The sequence below is a fragment of the Imperialibacter sp. genome (assembly GCF_040222815.1).
GTDB lineage: Bacteria > Bacteroidota > Bacteroidia > Cytophagales > Cyclobacteriaceae > Imperialibacter.
The window spans coordinates 182,695-190,613 of record NZ_JAVKCH010000039.1 but is presented as its reverse complement, the minus strand read 5'-3'; the positions used below and the strand labels follow the sequence as shown (position 1 = coordinate 190,613).

Here is a 7,919-nt window from a genome sequence, read left to right as displayed (position 1 = left end):
ATTTAGAAGCCCAGGGCAAATGCATTTAAAACTATTTAGCTTTGAAATTCTTCCTTTTTACCCTGACCCTAAAGGGAAAGGAGAATTTCAAAGCTGTTTCACCCTTAAGGGCAGGGGTAGAAAAACAGCTTTGATAATAATTTGTCCAATTTGTTTTAAATGCGTTTGCCCTATTTAGAAGCCACCGCCATGTCCTGATCTACAAGCCCAAACTGTTCATTACTTTTTGGCCACGGTCAAAAACTACTTTTCCAATAGCGTAGTGGGTTCCAAATAGTTATGAAACGTGATTGTTATTGGAAGACGTTACCTTAAACAACACCGTGTCGATTGAGTCAGAGTCTGTTTTGCTTTTTGTTTGAGCTACGCCAAACTGAAACGTTAACAGCGAAACAGAGGCCACCGAATAAATATGTCTTTTTACTGTATGCTCCATACTACCCTCTGATCGTTTTGTTCATTCAGTAGGGTTAAGTGAGGTTTAGGGGTGCTTCCGTCAAAAATCAATTGCGATGAAAACAATAGTTTTTCTTTGTTCCAGAATGCCACCCAGTGAGGTGTCAATGGCTCAGTTTGTTGAAGAATAATTTGACGGTTTCCTTTTGCATCAATTAAATCAAAAGATCTTCTGCCCCAATAAGAAAGCAGTAATTCTCCATTAGAATAATCTGCGTCAAATAATTGATTTCGGTTCAATGGCGAATTTTGCACACTAGGATCAGTTAATTCATTCCATTGTTCAAGGATGCTTCCATTTTGTTGCACCAAATAGCAACCCTCATCATCCAAAAGAAGGATTTGGCTGTCCTCAACAGCCCGGATTCTTTTTATTGGAAGGTCAAATTCAAAATACTTTTTGGGCTGCTCTCCTTTTTTCGAGCTATATATTTCAGGGTATTTCCCGAAAACCATTTGATTGTCAGAAAGCATAAAAAATCCACCTTCTCCAATCCTGTAATCGTCTTTGAACCAATCCCAAATAACCTTTGGCTGCGAACCAATTGTTGATTTTAGAACCCTTATATGAAATTCATCGGATGCTTGCAAAAACCTCCTTTCTATAATGTAGATTTCATTTTGGTTATTGTAAAGCATAAAATCACTTGCTGCATACTCGGATTGAATAAACACTTTTGGTTGAGAACCTTTTTTCCAAATCATTACACAGGCATAATGGTTTAGGTCATTTATTGGGTTTATATATGACCATAGCACATTCTCACCAATAGTAATCATATTTCCTGTTGGGTGTGCAAATGCAAACGACGTGAGGAAAAACAGAACAGTTCCTAATATTGTGTTTTTGATGTTTAGTGTTTTCATTTTCCAAGTGAACGCCCAGAAGCAACTCTTGGGATAGGTAAGAGATACCGCTGCCCTCCGCAAATAGCCACGCTCCCGATAGCTATCGGGAAATAAAAATACATAATGTGTGCGGGGACTGCAATCCCTACTGCGATTTCCTTGCGGGTGAGGCCCGGTAATGTCTCGTGTTAGCGCACTATTTAACGGTGATTTTTTTGGACGCTACATAGGCATATTTATCAATCAGCATATTCGCCGCAAATAGCTCTAAAATCGTACAAGACTCTGTTACCGTTTTATCTTCGAACAACAGCCAGTTCACGTATAGGTCTTACACCCTTAGCAACCCAAGCTCTGCGAAAACTGGACTTTTCTGAAGAGGAGTTTACGACGTAGCATACGAAGGTGGGCTGTATTGCGAAGAATAAAGAGGCAAAAGGTGAAAGAATGAGACACAAACGCCTTCTACCAATAATATTCGAAAAAGAAGCCGAAATGGCTGCATTTCGCACTTTAACTGTACGCCTCCCCAAACGTGAGACAAGTACCGTTGGGGTCGGCGATGGCAAACTCCTTTTGCCCCCAGGGTTTCGACTCCAAACGGGTGATGATTTTTACCGCCGAACTGCCCTGCCTGCACTTTTCAAAAAGACTTTCAATGTCGCTGTCCACACGCAAATAAATCATAAAGTCGGACTTGGCCGGAACGATAGTGGGGAATGAAAAGAAATGCAACTCCACCCCGTCTTTGTCCATGATCAGGTAGTCGCCATAATCGGACCGCAGAGTAAAACCTAGCTGATTCACATAAAAATTGACGGTTTGCTGCTTATTGATAAAAGGAAGCTTGGGAACAACGGAAGTGAGCATATCTTTTTTTAGGCAATTTATACACTACCATGCGTATGAGCACTTGATTGGAATCAAGAAACGAGGCGCACAAGCCGCCACGCAGTTTTACAAATGATCAGGAAGCGCTTTAAATTCCTTTTTCTTTGCGTCAAACCAGGCTTTCATTTTCTCTGGCGATTTCATTAGCTCGCCCATGGCCTGCATCGCTTCGAGATGGGCCGTATCTCCTTTTTGAAACATTTCAGTGCCGTGGGCTTTGCTTAGCTGAGCTATTTCGTCGAACGTGGCAGCATGGAAGGCTTTGTCGCAAGCCCCTCCCAACTGTCGGCAGGTCATCGTTTTCATAGTAGGGTAGTTTGTGTAAATGTTTGGGATAAACAGCCTTATTCAGCATTTCTACAGTCGACACCTACTTAAAGGTAGTCAATTTGCCGATTAATCCACGACCAACATCACCCCACTTACCACTATTCACATTTCACCTTTGCCTACTTTTAGTTAAATAGTGCAAAAAAAGAGGATTCAAATGAACAACAGACAACTACTAATCACTTTATCGTTGACCCTTTTCCTGGCCTTGCCAGCATTGGCGCAGCGAAAAAAGGCTGCTCCCACCGAAATAGTACCCAAAGCAACACCCGCCGCAGAGCGCTGGCAGGGCTACCAGCAAAGGCTGGCTCTTCAGCAAAATTCTCTGGTGAAAAACATTCCCTTTCGCAATGTGGGGCCCACAGTAATGAGCGGCCGGGTGGATGACATAGAAGTAGACCCTTCCGACCCTACCCACTTTTATGTGGCCTATGCCTCTGGTGGCTTATGGGAAACAAAAAACAACGGCATCAGCTTCACCCCTATGTTCCAAAATGAGATTGTGATGTCGATAGGCGACATAGCTGTCGACTGGAACAGTGGAACGATCTATCTGGGCTCTGGCGAAAACAACTCCAGCCGTTCCTCCTACTCCGGCTATGGTGTGTTCAAAAGCACCGACAATGGCAAAACCTGGACCCACCTGGGCCTCGAAGAAAGCCATCACATTGGCAGGATCGTCCTGCACCCCACAAACCCCAACACCTTCTGGGTGGCAGCCCTGGGCCACCTTTATTCCGACAATGCCGAAAGAGGCGTTTACAAAACGATAGACGGTGGAAAAACCTACACAAAGACATTGTTCAGCAACGACAAGTCGGGTGCTATTGAGCTGGCAAAAGACCCCTCCAACGCCGACATCCTTTACGCAGCCCTTTGGCAGAAAGACCGCAAGGCATGGAACTTCGACGGCGCAGGTGAAGGCTCCGGCCTCTACAAAAGCACCGACGGTGGCAGCAACTGGACGAAAATCAATACGGAGGCCAGCGGCTTCCCTACTACCAAAGGTGTGGGGCGCATAGGCCTGGAGGTGTCGGTGTCCAATCCGTCCATTGTGTATGCCATGCTCGACAACCAGGACTTCCGTGACAAGGATGACAAGAAAAAAGAGGAAGACAAGGTCACCAAAGACCTGCTGAGATCTATTTCGAAAGCTGACTTTCTGGCACTCAACAACAAGGACATTAATGCCTACCTGGATGCCAACCGATTTCCTCAGAAATACAATGCACCCGATATTAAAAAAGACATGGAAGCCGGCAAAGTAAAGCCGCTCGACCTGGTGGAATACACTGAAGACGCCAATTCCCTCCTGTTTGACACCGAAGTGAAAGGCGGAGAAATGTACCGCTCCAACGACGGTGGGAAAACATGGTTCAAAACACACGCAGGTTACATCGAAGACCTGGTGTACAGCTACGGTTACTACTTTGGGCAGGTGCGCATCGACGCCCGGTACCCCGACCATATTTACACCATGGGCGTGCCCATCGTGCGTTCACTCGACGGCGGCAAAACCTGGGAGTCGATCGACAACGACAACGTACACAGCGATCACCATGCCCTGTGGGTGAACCCCAACCGCACTGGTCACCTCATCCTCGGCAACGACGGCGGCATCAACATTTCTTACGACGATGGCAAAACCTGGAACAAGTGTAACCCCATTCCGCTGGGTCAGTTCTACTCAGTGACCTACGACATGGCCAGCCCCTACAATGTGTACGGCGGCCTGCAGGACAACGGCGTGTGGATGGGGCCGAGCACCTACGAATTCAGTAATGGGTGGCAGGCAGAGGGCCAGTATCCTTACAAATCCATTTTCGGCGGCGACGGTATGCAGGTGCAGGTCGACTTCAGAGACAACCTGACTTACTACACCGGGCTGCAGTTTGGTAACTACGTAAGGGGCAACTCACAAACCGGCGACCGCAAGCGCATCACACCATCGCATGAGTTGGGCGAGCGGCCCTACCGTTGGAACTGGGAAACGCCCATTTTCCTCAGCCGCCACAACCAGGACGTGCTCTACATGGGCTCCAACCGCTTCCACCGCAGCATGGACAAAGGCGACAACTTCGAAACCTTGTCGGGCGACCTGACCAACGGCGGCAAAAAGGGCAACGTAAGCTACGGCACCCTGACAGTGATTGCTGAGTCCCCCACCCGCTTCGGACTACTCTACACCGGCAGCGACGACGGGCTGATCCACGTAAGCAAAGACGGCGGCTACAGCTGGACAAAGATGATGAACGGGCTGCCTCAGAACTACTGGGTGAGCAATGTGGAGCCTTCCAAACACAAAGAAAGCCGGGTGTACGCCTCGCTCAACGGCTACCGCTGGGATAATTTCGATGCGCTCATCTATGTTTCGGAGGACTATGGTGTTACCTGGAAAAAGATTGGCACCAACCTTCCCAAAGAGTCTGTAAACATCATCAGAGAAGATCCTGAAAATGAAAATGTGCTGTACGTAGGCACCGACCACGGCTTGTATGTATCGGTAGACAGAGGTGCCAGCTTCATGGCCTTTGATGGTGGCCTGCCCAACGTAGCCGTTCACGACCTGGCCATTCACCCACGGGAAAAAGACCTGATCGTAGGCACGCACGGTCGCTCGATCTACATCGGCAATGTGGCCCACCTGCAAATGCTGACTGGCGATGTGCTGGCCAAAACGCTGCACTTGTTCGACACCGACAAGGTGACGCACAGCGAGCGCTGGGGCATGCCAGGCTTCAGCCAATGGAGACCAGTGAATGAGCCAAGCCAAACGCTGCCGTTCTATGCGAAAGCTGGCGGCGACGTATCACTGACGCTTGCTTCTGACAAAGGCACCAAAGTATATGAGACAACAGTAAAAGCCGACAAAGGGCTCAACTACTACGCTTACGACCTCTCGGTAGCCGACGCACAAGTAGAAGCACTTAAAGTAGAGCTGGGAGAAGAAAAAGCCAAAGCAGTGAAAAAGGCCGACAATGGCAAAACCTACCTCGTACCCGGCACCTACACAGTTACCATTAGCCAGGGAGAAGAGACGTCCACCACCAAACTAAAAGTAGACGAACCAAGAAAACGGCCTGAAAGAAAGGGCTAAGCAATTATGTAGTTAAATAAAGAGAAAAACTGGTTCAAGTGTCTCACTTGGACCTTTTTCTCTTTATTTAACTTCCAGAAGCCCCTTTGAACAACTGATTAGCAAGTGAAAAGGCCGGAATGGAATCGGTGGGGGCATGCAGGAAAACTTCTACAAGTTGTGTATTTTCGTTTATGCCCAAAGAATACCAATTCCCCGAAGAGCGCATCGAAGACTTCACCCTCCTGGACCCGGAAGTCTCCTATTCCTATGCCGACTATCTCCGCTGGGCCTTTGTGGAAAGGGTCGAAATCATCAAAGGAAAAATCTTCAAGATGTCGGCTGGTCAATTGACACGGCATCAACTGATAAGCACCAATCTTATAAGCCATATAGGCCCCCATATTAGAAACAAATCATGCAAGCTATTCCATGCGCCTTTTGACGTCCGCCTGCCCAACAACCCGGGAGATGACGACAAAAAGATATTCACTGTGGTACAGCCCGACGTTTGCATTGTATGTGACAATGAAAAACTTGACGAAAAAGGATGTGTCGGAGCGCCTGACCTAATTATTGAAATCCTTTCCCCTTCGACAGCTTCCAGAGATCTCAAAGACAAGTTCGAGCTTTACAGGGAACACAAGGTCAACGAGTATTGGCTGGTCTTTCCTAACGACAACATCGTGGAGATTTTTCTTCTCAACGCAGAAGGCCATTACCTGTCTGCCGCCAGACTTTGCGGCAGCGATCATGTTCAATGCGGCATGCTTTCCGCAATCAACCTCACAGTAGGCGATATTTTCGAATAGTTTCTGCAAGCACATCTTTGCAGAAATATTTGTACCCATCCACCAACTCCACGCTGCTTCCTGGTGTCCTATCGCTCAAACATCAAATTAATTATGAGCATCAAACATTTTTTTATCTTACTTCTGAGCGGACTAACACTTGCAGGCTGCGGAGTAACCGACGACGACATTCCCAGAAACGAAACCACCGTCTTCTTTCTGGTCACTGAGTTTAGCACAGAAAAGGGCGACTCCTACATCCTGCCACTTTCCGGCGCTGAAGACATTGCAAAGGCAAGGGCCATCGTTGCTGATAGAAACAACGAAGCGCTGGACAGGCTGGTTGTGGCTAAAGTGGCGGCAACCAATGGCACCGAAACCTACCTGAACAAAGACTTGCTTCGAAATGTCACTTGGTCGTGGAAAGTGACGGAATTTAGCGGTTTCGCTGGCTCCACTATTGAAATTCTCGACGGCGGGCCCCAGGACGTAGAAAATGACATGGACTGGTGGTTCGAAAACACAGGCCAGGAAGAAGGCACTGGCAATATCGGTTTCTGGGGATACACCGTGCAGAGAGAAGTGTCACCAGAGGAAATAAAAAAATAAAAAGGAGGGCCAATGGCATGAAAAATGCCGGAGATCGCTCAAACACAAATTAAAGATGAACAACACAATCAAACTGACCGGCCTGGCGCTGGTGCTTTTATTCACGCAATGCGGCAACAACAACTCCGGCGGCCAACCCATGGGTTTCAGCAGCGAAATGGCCCCTGCTGCTGATCGCAAGATGGCTGCTACCGAAGAGGCTCCCCAGATGCACTCTGGCGACGCCCCCAATACCATAGAACGTAAGCTCATCAGGGAAGGCAACATGCGTTTCAAAACTGAAAACGTAAGCAAAACACGCACCTTCCTTGATTCGGCTGTAACGGCTTACTGCGGCTATGTTTTCAATGAAAACATGTACAAGAACGAAGGTATGATTGAGCAGAGCGTAGCCGTTCGCATTCCCGACGACAAGTTTGAGGTATTTATGGCCGCCATTTCTTCCTACGCCGGCAAGGTCGACAGTAAGAATGTGAATGCCATCGACGTGACAGAGGAGTATGTGGATGTGGAAACCCGGCTGAAAACCAAGAAAGAGCTGGAAGCCCGCTATATCGATTTGCTCAAACAAGCCAAAACGGTAACAGACATGGTAGCTATCGAGTCGCAGCTGGGGCAGGTGAGAACCGACATTGAATCGATGCAGGGCCGCATGAACTACCTGCAAAACCGGGTGAAGTTTGCCACACTTTGGATCAACTTTTACCAGACCGATGCCGAGGGGTTTGGCTTTTTCTACAAAATAGGAAGTGGCTTTGGAGTAGGCTGGGCAAAGTTCCTGGGCTTTATGGTATGGACGGTGGAGCTATGGCCTTTTGTGCTAATTATCCTCACAATCGTAATCATAGTGCGGATAAGAAGAAGGCGCAGAAATATTTAAAACCACAGGGGGAGCTTTTGCTCCCCTTCTTTTATCT

At 47.7% G+C, this 7,919-nt stretch carries 7 protein-coding genes; 4 read left to right on the top strand and 3 right to left on the bottom strand.

Annotation, left to right across the window (positions count from 1 at the left end; genetic code table 11):
* Positions 1–420 precede the first annotated feature (420 nt).
* The 3 genes from RIF36_RS19650 to RIF36_RS19640 all read right to left on the bottom strand — a co-directional run bounded on the left by RIF36_RS19650 (position 421) and on the right by RIF36_RS19640 (position 2,502).
* Positions 421–1,323, bottom strand: a complete 903-nt coding sequence (locus tag RIF36_RS19650; RefSeq protein WP_350129030.1) for a hypothetical protein — start codon at positions 1,321–1,323, stop codon at positions 421–423.
* A 495-nt stretch (positions 1,324–1,818) separates the two neighbouring features.
* Complete coding sequence (locus RIF36_RS19645) at positions 1,819–2,175, bottom strand: bleomycin resistance protein (protein ID WP_350129033.1); 357 nt, start codon at positions 2,173–2,175, stop codon at positions 1,819–1,821.
* Between the two features lie 87 nt (positions 2,176–2,262).
* The gene (locus tag RIF36_RS19640) at positions 2,263–2,502 is read right to left on the bottom strand and encodes a DUF1059 domain-containing protein (RefSeq protein ID WP_350129036.1); all 240 of its coding nucleotides are present in this window, start codon (positions 2,500–2,502) and stop codon (positions 2,263–2,265) included.
* 181 nt (positions 2,503–2,683) lie between these two features.
* Here RIF36_RS19640 and RIF36_RS19635 point away from each other — a divergent pair, with 181 nt between their 5' ends.
* The 4 genes from RIF36_RS19635 (at position 2,684) to RIF36_RS19620 (ending at position 7,882) form a co-directional block, all read left to right on the top strand.
* Entirely contained in the window at positions 2,684–5,623 is a 2,940-nt protein-coding gene (locus RIF36_RS19635; protein ID WP_350129039.1) for a WD40/YVTN/BNR-like repeat-containing protein, read from the top strand.
* Positions 5,624–5,796: 173 nt separating this feature from the next.
* Positions 5,797–6,414: a Uma2 family endonuclease gene (locus RIF36_RS19630; RefSeq protein WP_350129042.1), complete on the top strand. Its 618-nt coding sequence runs from the start codon at positions 5,797–5,799 to the stop codon at positions 6,412–6,414.
* Positions 6,415–6,507: 93 nt separating this feature from the next.
* Positions 6,508–7,002 (top strand): BP74-related protein, encoded by a 495-nt coding sequence (locus RIF36_RS19625; RefSeq protein WP_350129045.1) that lies wholly within the window; start codon positions 6,508–6,510, stop codon positions 7,000–7,002.
* Between the two features lie 55 nt (positions 7,003–7,057).
* On the top strand, positions 7,058–7,882 hold the full coding sequence (locus RIF36_RS19620; RefSeq protein ID WP_350129048.1) for a DUF4349 domain-containing protein: 825 nt from the start codon (positions 7,058–7,060) through the stop codon (positions 7,880–7,882).
* Positions 7,883–7,919: the final 37 nt, after the last annotated feature.